The 18864-nt window shown below is 70.9% G+C and carries 16 protein-coding genes and 6 pseudogenes; 15 read left to right on the top strand and 7 right to left on the bottom strand.

All coding sequences use genetic code 11. The annotated features are described in order from the left end of the window. Positions 1–53: 53 nt before the first annotated feature. From UK82_RS38795 to UK82_RS19750, 3 genes and pseudogenes are all read left to right on the top strand, one after another. A pseudogene (locus UK82_RS38795) lies at positions 54–1097 on the top strand (branched-chain amino acid ABC transporter permease); the annotation flags it as partial. A gap of 1 nt (position 1098) precedes the next feature. After that, a partial coding sequence (locus UK82_RS38790) for a branched-chain amino acid ABC transporter ATP-binding protein/permease (protein ID WP_236706158.1) occupies positions 1099–2891 on the top strand: 1793 nt, incomplete at its 5' end. Further along, positions 2891–3592, top strand: a complete 702-nt coding sequence (locus UK82_RS19750) for an ABC transporter ATP-binding protein (RefSeq protein WP_044887337.1) — start codon at positions 2891–2893, stop codon at positions 3590–3592. The genes UK82_RS38790 and UK82_RS19750, both read left to right, overlap by 1 nt. Positions 3593–3669: 77 nt before the next feature. Here UK82_RS19750 and UK82_RS38785 read toward each other — a convergent pair. Together UK82_RS38785 and UK82_RS38780 are read right to left on the bottom strand one after the other, a co-directional pair. Further along, positions 3670–4177: pseudogene (locus tag UK82_RS38785) on the bottom strand (ABC transporter substrate-binding protein); the annotation flags it as partial. A 1-nt stretch (position 4178) separates the two neighbouring features. Further along, the coding region (locus tag UK82_RS38780) for an ABC transporter substrate-binding protein (protein ID WP_236706157.1) at positions 4179–4896 on the bottom strand (718 nt) is incomplete at its 3' end. Positions 4897–5312: 416 nt separating this feature from the next. Here UK82_RS38780 and UK82_RS19740 point away from each other — a divergent pair. Then, complete coding sequence (locus UK82_RS19740; protein ID WP_044887335.1) at positions 5313–5960, top strand: VC0807 family protein; 648 nt, start codon at positions 5313–5315, stop codon at positions 5958–5960. Here UK82_RS19740 and UK82_RS19735 read toward each other — a convergent pair. After that, complete coding sequence (locus UK82_RS19735) at positions 5890–7251, bottom strand: EAL domain-containing protein (protein ID WP_173667323.1); 1362 nt, start codon at positions 7249–7251, stop codon at positions 5890–5892. The two genes, UK82_RS19740 and UK82_RS19735, sit on opposite strands and share 71 nt — an antisense overlap. Before the next feature lie 375 nt (positions 7252–7626). On the opposite strand from UK82_RS19735, the gene UK82_RS31685 reads away from it, so the two are divergent. Beyond that, positions 7627–7788: an antitoxin gene (locus UK82_RS31685; RefSeq protein WP_082122166.1), complete on the top strand. Its 162-nt coding sequence runs from the start codon at positions 7627–7629 to the stop codon at positions 7786–7788. Positions 7789–7883: 95 nt separating this feature from the next. Here UK82_RS31685 and UK82_RS19730 read toward each other — a convergent pair whose 3' ends face one another. Next, on the bottom strand, positions 7884–8399 hold the full coding sequence (locus UK82_RS19730) for an SRPBCC family protein (RefSeq protein ID WP_044887334.1): 516 nt from the start codon (positions 8397–8399) through the stop codon (positions 7884–7886). Positions 8400–8641: 242 nt separating this feature from the next. Here UK82_RS19730 and UK82_RS19725 point away from each other — a divergent pair. Next, positions 8642–9568, top strand: a pseudogene (locus UK82_RS19725) (Rieske 2Fe-2S domain-containing protein); the annotation flags it as partial. A gap of 94 nt (positions 9569–9662) precedes the next feature. Continuing rightward, complete coding sequence (locus tag UK82_RS19720; protein ID WP_044887332.1) at positions 9663–10322, top strand: NAD(P)H-binding protein; 660 nt, start codon at positions 9663–9665, stop codon at positions 10320–10322. A 56-nt stretch (positions 10323–10378) separates the two neighbouring features. Here UK82_RS19720 and UK82_RS38775 read toward each other — a convergent pair. Then, positions 10379–10936, bottom strand: a pseudogene (locus UK82_RS38775) (substrate-binding domain-containing protein); the annotation flags it as partial. 1 nt (position 10937) lies between these two features. After that, a partial coding sequence (locus tag UK82_RS42945) for a LysR family transcriptional regulator (RefSeq protein ID WP_396230596.1) occupies positions 10938–11266 on the bottom strand: 329 nt, incomplete at its 3' end. Positions 11267–11501: 235 nt separating this feature from the next. Between UK82_RS42945 and coaA the strand changes: the two genes are divergently transcribed. Both coaA and UK82_RS42940 read left to right on the top strand, forming a co-directional pair. Continuing rightward, the gene (gene coaA / locus UK82_RS19710) at positions 11502–12305 is read left to right on the top strand and encodes a type I pantothenate kinase (protein ID WP_052681362.1); all 804 of its coding nucleotides are present in this window, start codon (positions 11502–11504) and stop codon (positions 12303–12305) included. 525 nt (positions 12306–12830) lie between these two features. Further along, on the top strand, positions 12831–13088 hold the full coding sequence (locus UK82_RS42940; RefSeq protein ID WP_152989954.1) for a WD40 repeat domain-containing protein: 258 nt from the start codon (positions 12831–12833) through the stop codon (positions 13086–13088). 41 nt (positions 13089–13129) lie between these two features. Here UK82_RS42940 and UK82_RS19705 read toward each other — a convergent pair whose 3' ends face one another. After that, complete coding sequence (locus UK82_RS19705; protein ID WP_044887330.1) at positions 13130–13978, bottom strand: LysR family transcriptional regulator; 849 nt, start codon at positions 13976–13978, stop codon at positions 13130–13132. Positions 13979–14073: 95 nt separating this feature from the next. Here UK82_RS19705 and UK82_RS19700 point away from each other — a divergent pair, with 95 nt between their 5' ends. From UK82_RS19700 to UK82_RS19675, 6 genes and pseudogenes are all read left to right on the top strand, one after another. Then, positions 14074–14805: an SDR family NAD(P)-dependent oxidoreductase gene (locus tag UK82_RS19700; RefSeq protein WP_044887329.1), complete on the top strand. Its 732-nt coding sequence runs from the start codon at positions 14074–14076 to the stop codon at positions 14803–14805. A 20-nt stretch (positions 14806–14825) separates the two neighbouring features. Next, a pseudogene (locus UK82_RS42935) lies at positions 14826–15104 on the top strand (chlorophyllase); the annotation flags it as partial. Positions 15105–15123: 19 nt separating this feature from the next. Then, positions 15124–15723: an NADPH-dependent F420 reductase gene (locus UK82_RS19690; protein ID WP_044887327.1), complete on the top strand. Its 600-nt coding sequence runs from the start codon at positions 15124–15126 to the stop codon at positions 15721–15723. Positions 15724–15763: 40 nt separating this feature from the next. Then, positions 15764–16618 (top strand): annotated as a pseudogene (locus UK82_RS42930) (LLM class flavin-dependent oxidoreductase); the annotation flags it as partial. Between the two features lie 561 nt (positions 16619–17179). After that, positions 17180–18037 carry an SAM-dependent methyltransferase gene (locus UK82_RS19680; protein ID WP_044887324.1) on the top strand — a complete coding sequence of 286 codons (858 nt, stop codon included), beginning with the start codon at positions 17180–17182 and terminating at the stop codon, positions 18035–18037. Between the two features lie 23 nt (positions 18038–18060). Next, positions 18061–18846, top strand: coding sequence for an SDR family NAD(P)-dependent oxidoreductase (locus UK82_RS19675; RefSeq protein WP_055408629.1), 786 nt, complete (start codon positions 18061–18063; stop codon positions 18844–18846). Positions 18847–18864: the final 18 nt, after the last annotated feature.

The following is an 18864-nucleotide window of genomic DNA, read 5'->3' as shown; positions in this document are numbered from 1 at the left end:
GTCCCGGGATCTCCGGCGGATCGTCACGACCACATCAGCAGGAGGGGACCCACGTGCTGCCGTTCCTCATCGCCGGGCTGACCACGGGATCGGTGTACGGGCTGGCCGGTGTCGGGCTCGTGCTCACCTACAAGACGTCCGGCATCTTCAACTTCGCCCACGGAGCCGTGGCCACCGTCTCCGCGTACCTGTTCTACAGCCTGCACGTCCAGGCGGGACTGCCGTGGATACCCGCGGCGGCGATCTGCATCCTCGGCGCCGGCCCGGTTCTGGGCGTGGCGTTCGAGCAGGGCGCCCGGCGGATGGCCGCGACCGCGCTGTCGACCCGGGTGGCCGGCACGGTCGGCGTCCTGCTCGTCGTGCAGGCCGGCGCCGTGTTGATCTACGGGGACACCCGGCCGCGGAAGGTGCCGGTGTTCCTGCCCGACGCCGGGTTCCACGTCGGCAGCACGACCGTGACCGCCGACCGCATCATCGTCTTCGCGGTGGGGATCCTCGCCACCGCGGCGCTCTACGCCTACTTCTCGCTGGCCCGCACCGGCGTGGCGATGCGCGCCGTGGTCGACGACCCGGCGCTGCTCGACACCACCGGGACGAACCCGGTGGCCGTGCGCCGGTGGGCCTGGATGATCGGCATCGGGTTCGCGGCGACGTCGGGTGTGCTCATCGCCCAGTACGTCAACCTCGACGCGACCGCGCTGACCTTCCTCGTCGTCGCGGCCTTCGGCGCCGCGGCGCTGGGCTGGTTCACCAGCCTGCCCGCGACGTACGCCGGCGGGCTCGCCATCGGGATCGTCGCCTCGCTGGCCACGAAGTACTTCGACAGCGGCCTGCTGGCCGGGCTGTCCAACGCCCTGCCGTTCCTCGTCCTGTTCGCCGTCCTGCTCACCGCCCCTCGCCGGCGCCTCACCGAACGGCTGCGCGCGGTGCCGCGTTCGGGCGTCGCCTGGACGACGCCGTGGCGCCTGCAGTCCGCGGGCGGCGTCGCCGTCCTGGCGCTGCTCTGCTTCGTGCCGAGCTTCGCCGGCATCCACCTGGTGGCGTTCAGCGAGTTCCTCGCCTACGCGATCCTGTTCCTCTCCCTCGGCCTGCTCGTGNGGACGTCCGGACAGGTGTCGCTGTGCCACGTCACGTTCATGGCCATCGGGGTCTGCACGTTCTCGCAGCTGCACGTGGAGAAGGGCTGGCCATGGGCGGCCGCGCTGATGGTCGCGGGCCTCGTCGCGGTGCCGATCGGCGCCCTGCTGGCGATTCCGGCGATCCGCCTGTCCGGGCTCTACCTGGCGCTGTCGACGTTCGGGTTCGGGATCCTCGTCCAGTACATGTTCTACTCCCAGGGCTACATGTTCGGCAGCCTGGGAATCGGCGTCACCGTGCCCACCCCGCGCTGGTCCGCCGTCGGCCTCGACGGCTCCGACCGCGGCTACTACTACCTCGTGTTGATCCTCGCCGCCGCGGCGGCCCTCGCCATGGTGGCCCTGAACCGCAGCCGGCTGGGCCGGCTGCTGCGCGCCCTGGCCGACAGCCCGATCGGCCTCGCGACGAGCGGGACCGCCGTGAACACGACCCGGGTGCTGGTGTTCTGCCTGTCGGCCTTCCTGGCCGCCGTCGCCGGGGTCCTCGACGCCGCGGCGGTCGGGCAGGTCAACGGCGACTCCTACCTCCCCATCACCTCGCTGGTCTACTTCGTGCTGGTCGTTATCAGCGTCGGGGGCGCGCCCTGGTACGCGATCGCCGGCGCCGCCGGGCTCACCCTCGTGCCGTCCTACGTCGACAACGCCGACACCTCCAACTGGCTGCAGGTGGCGTTCGGCGTCTTCGCGATCCTGTACGCGGTCACCGCGGCCCGGGCCCGCGAGCCGCACCCGGCCGTGCGCCGCGCGCTCGACCGGCTCGGCGGTCGCGGCGGTCGCGGCGGTCGCGGCGTGCTCGGCGGTCGCGGCGTGCTCGGCGTGCTCGGCGTGCTCGGCGGTGCCCGCGCGCGGGACGCCGCCGCGGCGTCCAGGCCGGAACCGTCCCGCCCGATCGCCCCGGTGCCGCCGGCCGAACTGGAGATCCGCGACGTGCGGGTGGCCTTCGGCGGCCTGGTGGCCGTCGACGGCGTGACGCTGCGGGCCGCCACGGGGCGCGTCACCGGACTCATCGGCCCGAACGGCGCCGGCAAGACGACGACGTTCAACGTGTGCTCGGGGCTGCTGCGGCCCCAGCGTGGCCAGGTCCTCCTCGACGGCCGGTCGGTCATCCGGCGCTCGGCCTCGACCCGCGCCCGGCTGGGCCTGGGTCGCACCTTCCAGCAGATGGAGCTGTTCGACAACCTCACGGTGTGGGACAACGTTGTCCTCGGGGCCGAGGGTCGGCGGGCCGGACCCAACGCGCTGCGCCATCTCGCCAGCGCCCCGCAGACCGCGCGCGACATCCACGCCGCGGCGGACTCCGCGGTGCGCACCTGCGGCCTGGGTGACCTGACCGGGCAGGTGGCCGGTTCCCTGTCGACCGGGCAACGCCGGCTGGTCGAGCTCGCGCGCTGCCTGGCCGGTCAGCCCCGGCTCCTCCTTCTCGACGAACCCTCCTCCGGCCTCGACCGCGCGGAAACCCGGCACTTCGGGCAGATCCTGCGACGCGTGGTCGACGAGCACGGAGTCGGCATCCTTCTCGTGGAGCACGACATGAGCCTGGTCACCGCGATCTGCGACCACGTGTACGTCCTGGACTTCGGGCGCCCGGTGTTCGACGGGACCCCGGCGGAGGTCATGGCGTCGCCCGTGGTGCGCGTCGCCTACCTCGGGGAGACCGACCCGCTGGCCTCCGACCCGCTGGCCTCCGACCCGCTGGCGTCCGCCGCAGACGCCGCCCGCCCGCACTCGGCCAGCCTGACCACGGGCGGCGAATGATGGCCGACACCGTCCTCGAACTGCGTGGCGTGGAAGCCGGCTACGGCCGGACGACCGTGCTGCGCGGGGTCGACCTGACCGTGCGCCCCGGCTCCGTCGTGGCCCTGCTCGGAGCCAACGGCGCGGGCAAGACGACGCTGCTGCGCACGGCGACCGGCCTGCTGCCCGCCGCGCGCGGACGCGTCCTCGTCGGCGGCCGGGACCGCACCGGCGCGCCCGCGCACCGGCGGGCCCGCGACGGGCTGTGCCACATCCCCGAGGGGCGGGGCATCTTCCGTAGCCTGACCGTGCGGGACAACCTGCGGATGCAGGTGCCGCCGTGGGCGACGGACTCCTCCGTCGAGGTCGCCCTGGCGGCGTTCCCGGTGCTGCGGGAACGGCTGGGCCAGACCGCCGGCACCCTTTCCGGCGGCCAGCAGCAGATGCTGGCCCTGGCCCGAGCCCATCTCGCCCGGCCCCGGATCGTGCTGCTCGACGAGGTGTCGATGGGCCTGGCGCCCGCCGTCGTCGACCAGATCTTCCACTCGCTCAAGGCCCTGGCCGTGTCGGGCGTCGCGCTGCTGCTCGTCGAGCAGTACGTGCAGCGCGCGCTCGACATCGCCGACCGGGTCGTGCTGCTCGACCGTGGCCAGGTGACCTTCGACGGCCCGACCGGCGACCTCGACCAGAACGCGCTGCTACGCGGCTATCTCGGGACCTGACGCCGCAACCGCGAGGCACCACAACCACAAGGTACTTACGGCTACGAGGTACTTACGGCTACGAGGTACTGCAGCCACTAGGCGGCGGGCAGGGCCCGGCCGCACCGGTTCTGGTCGACGATGGTGAACGCGGTTCCGGTGTCGTTGGCCTGGACGAAGGACCAGCAGGTGGTCGGTTTGCCGAGGCCGTTCCTGACGTCGATAGGCGGCTCGAGCAATCCGCCGGCGTCGTAACTGGTCACCGAGCGCAGGGCCTCGGTGAAGCCTTTCCGGGTCGGGCAGGGGCCGGCCATCTGCAGCCCCTTGAGGAACAGGTCGGTGTTGATGTAGGCGATCATGGCGATTTCCTGGGTGGGGTTCTGGACCTGCGGCGCGTAGTCGGTCATCGCGGCGGTGTAGCGGGCTATCGCGAGGCCACCGGCCTCGAACGGCCGGTAGAACACCGGGACGACAACCCCGGCCATCGCGGGACCGGCCTGGCGTAGTAGCTGGTTGTCGTAGCCGCTGACCGAAAGGATCACCTTCATGTTCTTGCCGGCGGCGCGCAGGGCGGTGAGCACCGGGGGAAGGGCGACACCGGCGTCGNCGACGGCGAGCAGGGTGTCGGCGCCGGAGTCGATGATCTTCTGGGCGGCCGCGGTCGGGCTGTCCGCGCCCGGCGTGTAGGGGACCTGGGCCACGGTGGGGATGCCGACGGACTGCAGGCTCTCCACCAGCTTGGCGCCGGCGTTCCCGACCTCGCTGGACAGCGCGGTGCGCAGCAGCGCCGCCCTGGTCCCGCCGCGGGACTTCACGAACTGGCCGTAGGTGTCGACGGAGCCACCGGTGGTGTAGGCGAAGGAGAACATGGTGCGGTACTTCGGCCAGGCGTCGCCGACGGCCAGGCTGCTCACCGGAACATCCCGGTCGGCGAGGTACTGGGCGCTTGCGCCCGCGGCCAGGGAGTACTCCAGGAGGCCGAAGTCGTGCCTGCCCTCGATCAGGTTGCGGGCACCCAGCATGTTCGCCTGGGGGGTACCCGGGTCGTCCTGCCAGTCGTAGACGATCTTGCGCCCGTTGATGCCGCCGCCGGCGTTGGCCTGGCCGAGACGGGCGTCGACGCCGGCCCGCGCGACGGCCAGGGTGGCGGAGCTCGCCCCGGTGTCGGAGTACAGCAGGCCGAGCCGGATCTCCTGCGGGGTCACCCCCGGGGTGGGGCAGGAGGCGGCGGTGATGGCCGGCGTCCTCCCCGACGAGCAGGCGCTGGCCCCGGCGGTCAGCACCAGGACGATCGCGGCGATACCTAGCGTTAAGCCACGACGCATGTTGATCGCTCCGAAACAGGGACAGGAGCGGAGGCGCCGCGCGGGCCGCGGATCCTCGCTCGTCAAGGGAAGGGTGCGGGCATGCCGTACCTGCGGCAGCAGGGAAATCTGCCTGGTATGAGCTGAAGTGTCCCACCGACGACAGGACCCTACCGAAAAGGGGTGAGACAGNGGACGCGCTCCCGTCGACGGGCGCGGATTGCGCAGACGGTCGCCCCGGACACGTATAGCACCACATCGGCACATCGGGGGTGGGGCCCTGCCGCGCGCGACCGATCGTCGCGTACCGTTTTCACCTCCAGCGTGATCGCCGACCCGGGGATGGCCCCTTAGGAGCTCATGTCTCTTCCGACGTTCACCCGACCGCCGAACTGGCGCTTCCGACCTCACGGGCACCTCCACCCGTGGACGCGCCCGTGAGCGACACGGCCGCCATCCAGTTGCCCCGGCCCAGAAGTATCGCGAAACACGCGGTGCCGCACCTGGTCGAGGCGACGGTCATTCCCGCGGCGCTTTTCCTGATCTTTCTGCATCTCGGTGGTCTCACCCTCGCCGCGCTGACCGCCGTGGCCTGGGGCTATATCGCCCTCGGCCGGCGCGTCGTGCGGCGGCAACGCATCCCCGCCCTGCTGATCCTCTCCTCGGTCGGGCTCACCGTCCGCACGGTGATTGTGATCATCAACGGCAATGCGTTCATCTACTTCCTGCAGCCGGTGATCGTCGCGGGGGTGATCGGCATGATCTTCCTGTTGTCGGCGTTGACGCCCCGGCCACTGGTCCACCGGTTGGCCGGCGATTTCTGCCCGCTGCCCGCGGGCGTCACCGAGCGGATCGGCGTGCGCCGGCTCTTCCTCGGCCTGACCCTCTTCTGGGCCGCCGTGAATCTCGGCAACGCCGCCTTCACCTTCTGGCTGCTGGTGTCGCAGTCCACCGCCGTGTTCGTGGCGATCCGAGGGGTTACCGGCACGGCCGTGACCGCGACCGCCGTGGCGATCACCGTCGCCTGGTCGTGGCGCGTCGCCCGGCTGGAGGGCCTGCGCGCCCCCCGCTCCCGCCTGGCCTGAGCCCTCCCGGCCGCCACCTCCGACCGGTGTCTGCGCGTCCCGCGCAGGCGAGGGAGGGGGTGGGGGCCGGGGCGCCGAGGAGAAATCCCTGGCCGTAGGGAATGTGCACGTCGAGAGCGGTCTGCAGTTCGGCGGGAGTTTCGACGCCCTCCGCGATGACGCAGCCGCCGAACTCCCTGCTGATCATGACGAGGGCCGCGGCGGTCGTCCGGCGGGCCGGGTCGGTGTCCATCCCGTGGGTGACCAGATAATCGAGCTTCACGATGTCCGGGTGCAGCTCGATGAGCTGCTCCAGCCCCGCGTAGCCGGTTCCGGTGTCATCGGCGGCGATCCGCACGCCGCGGGCGCGCAGCTCCCGCACGCCGCGCAGGACCTCGGTGTCATTGCAGAAGTACTCGTGTTCGGTGATCTCCACGACCAGACGTCGACAGGTCTCCTCGTCACGCAGGACGTCAAGCAGTCCGGAGGTGATGGTGGCCGGCGAGGCGTTGACCGTGAGGCAGACGGCGGCGGGTAGCTGGGGCAGCGCTCGCAGCGCCCGGCGGATCGCGGCCAGCTCCAGTTCGGCGCTGAGGCCGATGGTCATGGCGTCGAAGTACCAGCCCCGCGGGCCTCGGGGCGGCTCGCGGGGCTCGTGGGACTCGTGGGACTCGTGGGGGTACCGGGGCTCGTGGGGGAACCGGGACAGCGCCTCCACCGCGGCGATCCGACCCGTCGCCAGGTCCACGATGGGCTGGTAGACGATCTCCGGGCCGCCGGCGTCGATCATCTCGCTGATGCTGCACCAGACCCGGCAGCGGGCCTCCCAGATTCGGTGCAGGTCGATGACGGCGTCGCTGAGGTACTCGGCGGCCAGGCCCAGGAAGCGGCTGTCCCGCTCCCGCAGATGCGGCCGCGGGTCACGGCTGATGCAGCCGAGCACCCCGAACACCTCACCCTTCCTGTCGGTCACCACCGTCGCCGCGTAGCACCCGATGCCCATCCCCTGCACGATCGGCGTATCGACCAGGAAGTGATCGCGCCGGGTGTCCGGGATCACCTTCGGGAGCGTGCCGGCCAGCAGGCTCCGGTAGAACCGGGGATCGGGGCGGACCCGGGTTCCCGCTGCCAGCCCGAACCGCGCGCCGGCTCCGTTGAGCACCTGGATGATGAGATCATCCCCGTCCGCCCGGGCCAGGTAGGCGAGGTCCATCCCGAGGTGACGGCGCAGTATCCCGAGCAGCTCCATGACCGTCGTGTCCGGTTCGATCCCGTCCGAGGAGGGTCCGGACGCCGACTCCGCCCGTGCCATCGCCCCTCACCCCCAGCAGTCCACGCGATTGGTGCCTGCCCCCGCCCTGCCCCCCGTAACCGGTAGTACACCAACATGTACGTTCCGGCTGTAATCCTGGCTGCTTCCGGCAGAGCGAAGGTCCCCATCGTTCGGGGAACCTCCGTCGTTCGGGGGGTCTCCGTCGTTCGGGAGGTCCCCGTCGTCCGGTGGGCCGGAGCGAGGAGCGGACGAGATCCATCCCTCGCGTGACCTCGGCCGCCCTGGATGGGGCCGATGCACCTGAAACGCGCAGCCAGGGTCCGGTCCCGGTTCGGATCCGGACGTCGGCTGCAGCGTGTTTTGCCCGCCGCGGTTCGGGCAGCGTGGCCAGGTGGCCAACGAAGGGAGCGACCGATGAGCGGTCTCACGGACAAGCTCGGTGACCTCGAGGACAAGCACGACAAGCAGGTCGATCAGGCCGTGGGCAAGGCCGGCGAGGAAGCCGACAAGCGCACCGACGGGAAGTACTCCGAGCAGGTGGACAAGGGGGTGCAGGAAGTGCAGGAGCGCGACTGACGCGGCACCGTCGGCGTCGCCCTCCCGGCCATGTCCTCGCCCGCGAGCAACTACTTTCCGCGGACTGAGGACATGGCTGGTTTCCGCGCGGCCGGTCAGACGGGTGGAGCCGCACCCGCACCGTTCGTGGTCGACGCTTCGCTCGGCGCGTAACGGGCCTGGAGCTGGGCCAGGGTCGCCTCGATGCCGGCCGCGTTGGCCTTCGTCGCGCGGATGAGGTCGTAGTAGCGGATCGTGGCCTTGATCCGGCCCATTCTGCTGTAGTCGAAGGTCTCGCTGACGCGGGTGCATCCGGTCGATTCCGGACTGAACTGCCAGCGCCACCGGTGGCCGACCGGGTGCCGCCACTCGATGAGGCGGTCCTCCTCGAACGCCGTGACCCTGCTGGTGATCCGGTAGGGCAGACCGTAGGCCTTCATGTTCACCGAGAAGGTCGCGCCTTCAGTCAGCCGCGGCGGGCCGGAAACGGTGGCGCGTACTGTGCCGGAGCCGTCGAGCTCGCGGTGCCGGCGCGGGTCGGCCACGATGGCAAACAGTTCGCTCACTGGCGCGTTCACCAGGACCGACCGGCTGATCTGGTGCGGTCCGGTGTCGATGACGGTCACGGTCATGATTGTCGTCCTCGTCGCTCGTGGCGCATGAGCGCAGCGTCGGTCCTCGCCCGGGGGAGAGTCAAACCACGATCGACGGTGGACCCTCCAGCGCCGGCACCAATGTCCCATCCATCGCCGCCGCCCCGGGAATGGCGGGGCCTGGGGCGTGTGCGGGACGCGGACGGGGGTAGTTCGCCGGTCGCGCCGCGCAGCGGGGCGGCGCCGTTGAGTATGACGGGATCTCCCGAGAAGAGGTAGGCATGCGCGGGTCCGAACGGGTACTCGATCGGCTCGAACGGGAGCAGGCGCTCGATCCGGTCGCCGGGCGCGCCCACGCGTTCTGGTCGAAGGCGCTGCGGTCGCAACGGCTACGCGATCTGCTCAGCGGCCGGGCGCTCGGACATCCGCTGCATCCCGCGGCCGTGATCGTGCCGGCGGGGACGCTGCTGAGCGCGACCCTGCTCGACGTCACCGGCGGGCCCGGCCTGCGCCCGGCCGCGCGGCGGCTCATCGGGCTCGGGCTGCTGTCGGCCGGTCCCGCCGCGGTGGCCGGGTGGTCGGACTGGCTCGACACCGACGGCGCCGAACGCCGCGTCGGGCTCGTGCACGCGGCCTGCAACATCGTCGGCATCGGGTGCTACACGGCGTCCTGGTGGCAGCGGCATCGTGGCAGCAGCGGGGTGGCTGGCAGCGGGGTGGCTGGCAGCGGGGTGGCTGGCAGCGGGGTGGCTGCGAACGGGACGGCCGCGAACGGACTGGTCGCGAGCCTCGCCGGGGCGACCGCCCTCGGCGTCGGCGGGTGGCTGGGCGGCCACCTCGCCTACGCGCTCGGGGTGGGGGTGGACACCACCGCGTTCCAGCGGGGCCCGGCCGACTGGACGGACGTGCTGGCGGCCGGCGAGGTCACCACGGCGCTTCGGCAGGCCGAGGTCGACGGCGTGCCCGTGCTGCTGACCAGGGTCGACGGCCGGATTATCGCGATCAACGATCGTTGCACCCACCGGGGCGCCCCCCTGAGCGACGGCACACGCGACGGCGACTGCGTGCAGTGCCCCTGGCACGGCAGCCGGTTCGCACTGACCTCCGGCGACGTCGTCCAGGGTCCGGCGACCCGTCCGCAGCCGGTGTACGAGGTCCGCGAGCGCGCCGGGCGGGTCGAACTGCGCCGCTCGGAGGTCCGGGCCCTGNGCGCCAACCCCGTCGGTCCCTCGCCCGCTCGGGTGTCGATCGGCTGATTCGCCGCCTCCGGCACCTGACGGCGTCCTTCGCTAGGTTTCCTCCATGGCCTTCTCCCTCATCGTCGTCGGCGCGACCGGAAACGTCGGGCGTGGCATCGTCGCCGCAGCTCGCAAGCGGGACTGGGAGGTGACGGCCGTCGACCGCGACACCGTCGGCTTCGACGCGCTGCCCGACGAGTTCGCGGGCGTCAAGACCGTCGTGGGCAGCGTCGCCGACGCCGAGCGGGCGGCCGAGCTGGCGGGGCGCCTCGACCTGGCCTCGGCCGACGCCGTCGTCGTCGCCGTGAACATCCCGTGGACGCCCACGCCGGTCCTGGCGACGACCTGGGCGCAGGCCGACGACCACCTCGGCCCCTACCTGCGGCTGCACCTGAGCGCGGCGACCACCTTCCTGCCGGCCCTGTCTGCCGGCGCGGTCTACCTGGGCATGGGCGGCGGCATGGCGGACATCCCGGCCCGCGGGATGGGCGTGGTGTCGATGGCCCAGGCGGCGCAGCGGATGCTGTACCGGCACCTGGAGCGGGAGGCCCGCGCCAGCGAGGTGCTGGTGCGCGAGGTCATGATCCGCGCCATGGTCCACGGCTTCGGCCAGCCCGGCGAGCCGGGCCCGGGCATGCTCGGCTCCGACGTCATCGGCGAACGGGTCTGCGACGTCCTGATCGACGCCAGGGAGCAGGAGGTCGTCGTCGTCCTCGAGGTGTGAGCCCCTCGGCGATGACGTGGAGGTCGCGCTCGGAACCCGGGGACATGCGGCGGAGGTTACGGCGTCAGGGCGGCGGCGACGGTGTCGGCGAACTCGGTGGCGTAGGGCGAGAGCGCCTGCCAGCTCCGGGCCGCCCAGCCCACTGCGAGTGGGGTGAGATCGGGAATCGGTATCAGCCTGGTATGGCTGTCCGGGAGCAGCGTCGGTCTGGGCAGCGCCGGGAGGATGGCGGGGGCGGTGCCGAGTTCGGCGAGGAGCAGGGCGGTGTCCCAGTCGGCGATTCCCGCCGGCGCCGAGGGCCTGATGCCCAGTCGGACCAGGCTTTCCTCGAGTCGCAGTCGTGATGTCGAGTTCTCGGGCTGAACAATGTAACTGATGTGGCCCAGATCCTCCGGCCGGATCACGGCGCGCTCGGCGAGCGGGTCGTCGGGGCGCACGACGAGCACCCACGGAAGATCGACCACGGGCCGCTGCTCGATGCCGGGCAGCGGCTGACCCAGCGTGATCCAGGCCAGGTCGACCTGGCCCGCCTGCAGGATCTGTACACAGTGCTGGGTCGAGTTCGCGGCGTGGAATTCCAGCGTCACCTTCGGATAGCGCTGACGGAATGCGACNACGGCCTCGGCCATGAAGTGCCGCACGGTGACGCCACCGGTGGTGATGCGGACGGCACCGCCGACGCCTCGGCGAAGGTCGTCCAGATGCTGCAGCGCATCGTCCAGCGAGGCGGTGGCGCTCCGGGCGGCCAGGTACAGCAGCCGACCGGCGGGCGTCGCAACCACTCCGCGCGGCTGCCGCTCGAGAAGCGTCAGGCCCGTCGCCCGTTCGAGCCGCTTCACGTGCTGACTCACGGCGGACTGGGATCGGGAGCTGGCCCGGGCGACGCTGGCCAGACTGCCGGCCTCGCAGACGGCGACGAACACCCGGAGATCCTCGAGGGTCACTCGACCCAAGGTATCACTTGGGTCGAGTGAACCGATCCCATGGATTGACTTGGGTCTGACGCCCGGTTCACGATGGCGGCGCACGGAATCGAAGCGTGGCGGCAACCCGTCCGCGGCCTCGAATGCGGCGTGTCCACGGACCCGGGTCCCGGTCACGGATGCCCGAGTGCTGCCGGACGGGTGCCGACCCCGATTGTTCGGCGGCGGATTACCAGGACCGGGGAGAGATCCGACAATGCCCTTCCTCATCGGGATCGCCGGGCCGGTCGCCGTCGGAAAGAGCACCATCGCGCGTGTGCTGGGCGAGTTGCTGTCCCGCCGACCGGCGGCCCCGAGCACGGGCAGCGTCACGACCGACGGATTTCTCTATCCGAACCGGATCCTGGAGCGGCGCGGAATCCTGGATCGCAAGGGTTTTCCGGAGTCGTACGACCAGGAGGCGATGCTGCGGTTCCTCACGGCGGCGAGGGCGGGCCGGCAGGTGCGAGTTCCGGTGTACTCGCATGAGCACTACGACGTGGTGCCGGGCCGGTCGGTGACGGTGGGTCGGGAGGACATCCTGATCGTCGAAGGTCTCAACGTGCTGCAGTCATGTCGCCGCCCGGACGACCGCGGCCCGGCAGTGGACCTCAACGACCTCTTTGACCTCACCCTGTATGTGGACGCCGAGTTCGACGATCTGCGCCGATGGTATGTGGCTCGCCTGCGGACACTCCTGCGGACGGCGCGCGGGAATCCTCCCGCGCATCTTCGTCGGTACGCCTGCCTTTCCGCGGCCGAGATCGCCGAGGAGGCGACGAGGCGCTATCGGGAGATCAACGAGGTCAACCTGGTCGAGAACATCCAGCCCACCCGGGAGCGGGCCGACGTCATCGTGCGAAAGGGTTCCGATCACGCGGTGCGGGAGGTGCTCGTACGCGGGAGCGGGGACGCCACGACCAGCGCGGCGGCCAGCGCGCTGCCCGCCGTGGTGACCGCCCGCACGGCGAGGGCCGCCGCGGGCACCCAGGTGTCGAGCTGCCGGGCCTCGGTGAGGTAGCTACACAGAAACGGCAGCACCAGGCCGCCGCCGAGCGCGCTCACGGCATTGGTGGCCAGCAGTGTCCGGGCCGGATACGGCAGCGCGCGCAGCCGCCTGATCGTCGTCATCGAGGATCTTCCTTCTGTTCGTGGTAACGGCTCGGCTCGCCGATCCGGCGGCTCATGACACGGCTTGCTCTCGGCGCGTTCCGGCTCCGGGCGGCGTGTGGGCCGCCGACCCGCCGACCCGCCGAGCAGCTGACGCAGTTCGCCGCGCGGCCGATCTTCCGCCCCTTGGCGACGGCAGCAGCGGGACCGACGTCTCGGGAACCGGCCACAGGGCCGTCGTGCGGACAGAGACCGGACGGTCCACATCAGTACGACGAGTAATCATGGGATCGTTGGCTGCGGTGATTGCGCTGACGGTGCTGGCTGGGTGGCTCGTGACCTTGGGCGGAGCGGACTCCATCGCGCCGGCAGTGGTATCCGGAAGGTTGGCCGAAGAAGCAGAAAAAGTCGCCGCCGATCGGCCTGATCTTGCCCGATTGATGGGAGGGGTGTCGTCCGGCTGTGGAACACCGCTACCCGAAGCGGAAGTGCCGCGCCTCTGGCCAGTTTCACCGCCCCTACCAAAGATCCCGGCCGCCTGGCGTTCAGTCCGGACGGAAGGATCCTGGCCGCCGGTGGCTCGGATGGCGTCTTCCGGTTGTGGGATGCCACCGCCCGAGGTGAGGTCGCCCAGCCTCCTACCACCTTCACCGGACCCGCGTGGGATCTCCTCGATCTGAAGTGCGGTCGTTGACGGCGTGTTGGTCATCACCGCCCGTATCCGGGGCGGTGATGCTAGAGACGTGTCGCAGTCCGGATGAGGTCGGCGACGGCTCTGGACCGGCTGTGCGGTGGCCAGGCGATCACGGTGGTGACTGTCGGCGCGTCCAGCACGGGCACGGCGGCGAGGTCCCCGTGCAGTTGGGCTCGGCACGACTCCGGTGAGAGCGTGCAGGCGCGGCCGAGCGCGATCAGCTGCAGCAACTGCGCGTGGTCGCGGACCTGCGGGCCGGGGCCGGGCGGGTAGGCGCCGTCGGGGTCGGGCCAGCGTGGCAGGGGCAGGCCGGGCAGCGCGGTGATGTCGGCCATGTGCACGTGGGCCCGGACGGTGAGCGGATGCCCGGCCGGCAGGACCACAACCTGGCTCTCCGTGCTGAGCTCTGCGGTGTGGAACCCGGCCGTCGAGTCGAACGGCCGGTGCAGTAGCGCCACGTCGGCCCGGCCCTCGCGCAGGAGTCGTTCCTGCTCGGCCGGGCCGCACAGGGTGACGTCGACGGGGACCGCGCCGGGTTCGGCGGCGTAGGCGTCGAGCAGTTTCGCCAGCAGTTCGCTGGACGCGCCGGCTTTCGCGGCCAGGACCAGGCCGGGACGGCCGGTCGCGGCGAGGGCGGCGCGGCGGGTCCGGCGGTCGGCGGCGTCGACCGCGTCGAGGGCCGCCCGGCCCTCGGCCAGCAGGACCGAGCCTGCCTCGGTCAGCGTGACGGTGCGGCTGGTCCGGTCCAGGAGTGCTGCCCCGAGCCGGCGTTCGAGCTGCTGGATCGCCCGTGACAAAGGCGGCTGTGCGATCCCGAGCCGCTGCGCGGCGCGCCCGAAGTGCAGCTCTTCAGCGACAGCGACGAAGTATCGCAGTTCCCGGGTCTCCACGCAGCCACACTATCCGGGATCGATACCTGGGCGGTATCGTCGGTCACCTGATCGGTGTTGGACCCCTCGCCAGGGTCCGGGTCAGCATTGACCCTATGAGTGAACCGACGATTGCGCTGGTCACCGGCGCGAACAAGGGAATCGGCTACGAGATCGCCGCGGGCCTGGGTGCCCTCGGCTGGAGCGTCGGCGTCGGCGCCCGCGACGATCAGCGCCGGGAGTCCGCGGTGGAGAAGCTGCGCGCGGCCGGCGTTGACGCGTTCGGCGTGCCGCTGGACGTGACGGACGACGCGAGCGCGACCGCCGCCGCACGGCTGATCGAGGAGCAGGCCGGGCGCCTCGACGTGCTCGTCAACAACGCCGGCATCACTGGTGGTATGCCGCAGGAGCCCACCCAGGTCGATCCGGCCACCATCCGGACGGTCGTGGAGACCAACGTGATCGGCGTCATTCGCGTCACCAACGCGATGATGCCGCTGCTGCGCCGCTCTGCCTCGCCGCGGATCGTGAACATGTCCAGCAGTGTCGGCTCCCTTACCCGGCAGTCAGGAACCGCTGGCGAGCAGACGACGGGTCCGGTGGCCGTGGCGTACGCGCCGTCGAAGACGTTCCTGAACGCCGTCACCCTCCAGTACGCCCGGGAGCTGAGCGGTACGAACATCCTGATCAACGCCGGCTGCCCCGGCTTCGTCGCGACCGACCTCAACGGCTTCCGCGGCGTGCGCACCCCCGAACAGGGCGCGGCGATCGCCATCAAACTCGCGACCCTGCCCGACGACGGCCCGACCGGCAAGTTCTTCGAGGACGCTGGCGTAGTGCCCTGGTGATGTGCACGGCGGTCATCACCCACCTGACGGTTCAAGGCTGGGAATGGCACGCTGACCCTTATCACCTCGCTCCCGGCCCCAAGTCCCTGCTCACGCTGTTCGACGCAGGGCACATGCTCGGCGGGATCTCCGGAGATGACGCCGCCGAGACCACGGACGAGAACCCCGAGCGGGTGACCGCAATCCAGCAGCTGACCTAGGCCTACCTGCGCACCGAGCTCTATCCCGCAGATTCTGCCTGGCAGGCGGCGTGTGACGCGCTGACCGCCGGAGACAACTCGCTCGGCCGGGTCGAATCCACACTGTCAGGAGACTGTTGTGCACATTGCGATCATCGGCAAGGGGAAAGTGGGCTCTGCTCTGGGAGCACGGCTCGCGTCCGCCGGCCACGAGGTGGCCTACGGCTCACGTACCCCCGAGGACCACACCGGGTCGGTCAGTCAGACGGATGCCGTCCAGGGCGCCGAGCTGGTCATCATCGCCATCCCTGGGACTGCTGTCCTTTCTACGTTGGAGGGGATCGGGGAGGATGTCCTCGCCGATCGGATCGTGCTGGACGTGTCGGCCGCCTTCACGCCGGACATGGCGCTGGCCTACCCCAACGACAGCGTCGCCCGGCGGGTGCAGGCGCGCTTCCCCCGGGCCCGGGTCGTCAAGTCCCTGAACACCATGAACGTCTCGATCATGGTGGACCCGCTGGCCTCGCTCTCGCAGGCAACGGTGTTCGTCAGCGGTGAGAACCAGGACGCCAAGGCGGCCGTCAAGGGGTTGCTGGCCGACCTGGGCTGGACCACGGAGAGCATCCTCGACCTCGGGGGCATGGCCAGTGCGACAGCCACCGAGCACGCCGCGCCGTTGTTCTTCGCGACCTACCAGGCCCTGCAGACGATGCGGTTCGCCATCGCCATCACGCGCTGACAGCAGAGGTCAGGGACCGACACGAAAGGACTGATGCCGCATGCCGCGAACACCCCGGCCCAGCTTCGGGATCATGACCGCCCCCATGCGGATCGGCTACCACGACATCCTGCGGGTCTGGCGCGAGGCGGACGAGATCGCCGAGATCGAGCACGCGTGGCTGTTCGACCACCTCATGCCGATCGGCGGCGACCCGGACGGGTCGTCCTACGAAGGCTGGACCCTGCTGGCGGCCCTTGCCGCCCAGACCCGGCGACTGCGCCTGGGCCTGCTCGTCACCAGCAACCGCATCCGCCCACCCGCGATGCTGGCCAAGATCGCCACGACTGTCGACACCGTCTCCGGTGGACGTCTCGACTTCGGCATCGGCGCCGGCTCACGACCGGACCAGCCCTTGGCTCGGCGGGAGTACGAGGCGCACGGCCTGCCCTTCCATGACGCCGCTCACGCCGTGGGCAGCCTCGCCGAGGCGTGCACGGTTATCCGGCGGTTGTGGACCGAGCCCGAACCCTTCGACTTCCACGGCACCTACCACCGTCTCACCGATGCGTTCGGCAATCCGAAGCCTGTCCAGCGGCCCCACCCGCCGATCCTCATCGGCGGCCGTTCGGCCGCTGTGCTGCGCATCGCTGCCGAGCACGCTGACCTGTGGAACATCCCGGGCGGCGACATCGACGACGTCGTCAGCCGCAGCGCGCTGCTGGACCGCTACTGCGCCGAGAACGGGCGCGACCCTGCCGCCATCACCCGCTCGATCCACCTGCCGGTCTCCTACGACCAGCCCGGCACGACCCGGGACGCAGTCGGCAAGGCGATCGACGCCGGCTTCCGGCACATCGTTCTCGGCCTGCCGGCGCCCTACCCCGCCGGTGCCGCCCAGTGGGTCGCCGACGAACCAGCACGAGGGCTCCGCCAAGGGACGCGACGGCATCGGGCGCGGCAACTGCTTCGTGATCGTCGGTATCGTGGTGGCGGTGCCGTTCATGGCCCGCCGGGTCTGCCTGCCGGTCCTGTTCCGCCTGCACATCCCCAAGACCAGCATCTCCAAGCCCGAGCAGGCCCGCGCCATGGTCGACCTCCTCGCCCAGACGCTGCCCGCATGGCCTGGTGGACCGGACGGTCTGGGTGCCAGGCGAAGGGCCCGGTTCCGCGCCACCGGAGGATCCCACGACGCCGGAGGAACGGCGGCGCGGCGCGGTCTGACGGGGTCACGGCACCCGGAGCGAGCACGGTAGCGCGTCAAATCCCAGGTCAGGGTGCATGCCGCCGACCGGGCTGCGGTCCGTGTGCCCGCGACCGAAACGCCGGCCCGACGCGGAGCCGCGTGCGACCCCGTCCACCGCGGGAGCCCGGGTCGTCAATGGGCCAGACCCATGACTGCTTGTGGGTGATTTGACCGCTAAGGTGATGTGTACGGAGGGTCTGACGAGCGTCAGACGGGGAGAGGGCGGTCGCGGTGGCTACGGCTGAGGACGAGGTGTCGAGCGCGTCAGGGGCTTTCTCCCCGGCACCAAGATTCATCTCGGCTGATCTGAAGATGGACATCCCGCATTCGGCGCGAGTCTATGACTACTTCCTCGGCGGGAAGGACAACTTTCCGGCCGACCGGGCCGCCGCCGAACAGATCATCAGTGTCTTCCCGGACGTCCAGAACACCACGCAGCAGAACCGGGCCTTCATGCTGAGGGCGACCCGCTACCTCGCCGGCGAGGCGGGCGTCCGGCAGTTCCTCGACATCGGGACCGGCATTCCCACCAGCCCGAACCTGCACGAGGTCGCCCAGGGGCTCGCGCCGGACTCCCGGGTCGTCTACGTCGACAACGACCCGATCGTGCTCGTGCATGCCCGGGCGCTGCTGACGAGCAGCCCGGAGGGTCGTACCGCGTATGTGGACGCCGACTTCCACGACCCCGCGCGCATCCTGGCCTCCGCCGAGGTGCGTGACACCTTCGACCTGGACCAGCCGGTGGTCCTGTCCCTGATCGGCATGCTCCACTTCATTCCGGACGAGGGTGATCCGTACGGCCTGGTCCGTACGCTGACCGATGCCCTGCCGTCGGGCAGCTTCCTGTCGCTCACCCACGGCACCGCGGACTTCGCTCCGGAGGAGGCGGAATCGGCGGCGGAGATCTACCGGCAGCAGGGCATTCCGACGCGCCTGCGGTCCCGCGACGAGGTGCTCCGTTTCTTCGAGGGCTTCGACTTCGTCGACCCCGGTCTGGTCAACGTCCTGCGCTGGCGGGCCGACGGCACGACGGATGGCCTGGCTGACGCCCAGGTCGGCACGTACGGCGGAGTTGCCCGCAAGCCGTAGTCCCTGCGACGGAGGTCCATGCGATGACCGCATCGTCAGGCACCCACGAGCCCGCCCGCCGTTTCGACGGCCGCGTCGCCTTCATCACCGGCGGCGCGGCCGGCTTCGGCCTTGCGTTCGCCCGGGAGCTCGCCGAACGAGGGGCCTCGGTCGTGCTCGCCGACATCGACGACGCCGCCGCCCAGCGTTCCGCCGCCGCCCTCGCCGCGGCCGGGCACACGGTGTTGCCCGTGCGCTGCGACGTTGCCGCCGAGGACACGGTTGACGCGGCGGTGGCCCGCGCCGTCGAGCACTTCGGCGGGATCGACATTCTGGTCAACAATGCGGGTCGGCATCTCACCCGGTACAACCTGCCGTTCCAGACGCTGGCCCGCGACGACGTGCGCGAGCTGTTCGACGTGAACGTCATGGGCGTCGTGAACTGCTCGCTCGCCGCCCGGCCGTCGATGGCGGCCAGGGGCGGCGGGTCGATCATCAACATCTCGTCGATGGCGTCGCATATCGGAACGTCGCCGTACGCGGTGTCGAAGCTGGCCGTCCGTGGCCTGACGGTCGCGTTCGCCACCGAGTTCGCGCCGGACAACATTCGGGTGAACGCGATCTCACCCGGGCTCATGGACACCGAGAGCGCGATGGCCGACCTGCCCGCGGAGCTCGTCCGGGACATCATCGACCAGCGCCAGCTCATCCACCGTCAGGGCCGCGTCGCCGACATCGTCGCGGCGCTGATCTACCTCTGTTCGGCCGAGGGTGGCTTCGTCACCGGCGAGACGCTCAAGGTGACCGGCGGCTTCCCGCTCTACTCCTGACCCGCCGTCGCGCCCCGC

It is taken from the genome of Frankia sp. ACN1ag (genome assembly GCF_001414035.1).
Lineage (GTDB): Bacteria > Actinomycetota > Actinomycetes > Frankiales > Frankiaceae > Frankia > Frankia torreyi.
Note: the sequence above shows the minus strand (reverse complement) of the source record. Positions and strands in the feature narration are given on the sequence as shown.